This is a genomic window from Streptomyces palmae (assembly GCF_004684805.1).
Classification (GTDB): Bacteria; Actinomycetota; Actinomycetes; order Streptomycetales; family Streptomycetaceae; genus Streptomyces; species Streptomyces palmae.
The window spans coordinates 1-531 of sequence record NZ_SRID01000792.1 but is presented as its reverse complement, the minus strand read 5'-3'; the positions used below and the strand labels follow the sequence as shown (position 1 = coordinate 531).

Below are 531 nucleotides of genomic sequence, written 5' to 3'. Positions count from 1 at the left end.
CCACCACACCGCCCCCCGCCCCCGCATACACCGGGGCCGCGAGCGCCCGCTCGATCAGCCGTACGGGCTGGTGGATGCCCTCGGCGACACCCGTCACCAGCACCCGCTTGCCGGCGAAACGGCTCAGGTCGACGTCCTTGTCGGCGGCGACGATCACCGCGTCGGCCTCGTCGACATCGTTGTCGGACAGAACGTTCTCAGCCCCGATCGAGCCCTGGGTCTCCACCTTGATGCGATGGCCCAGCGCCTGGGCCGCCTGGACCAACTTCTCGGCGGCCATGTACGTATGCGCGATACCCGTCGGGCAGGCGGTCACCGCGAGCAGCCTGCGCCCCGTGCCGCCCGGCCCGTCGGCACCCGTCACATCGAGTGGATCAGCTGGACTCGTCACCCGGATCTCCTCACGTCCATCAGGCGTGAACGGCATGAACATCCCCACATCGGCCCGCCATCCTGCACCAGCGGGACCCGCGGCGAACACCCCGACCCAGAGCTTCCCCGCCCCCTCCCACCTGTCTCTTATACACCTCT

General features: G+C 69.3%; 1 protein-coding gene. It reads right to left on the bottom strand.

Annotated features, from left to right (window positions below; translation table 11 throughout):
• On the bottom strand, positions 1–391 hold a 391-nt coding region (locus tag E4099_RS32675; RefSeq protein WP_245245371.1), incomplete at its 3' end, for a PTS fructose transporter subunit IIB.
• Positions 392–531: the final 140 nt, after the last annotated feature.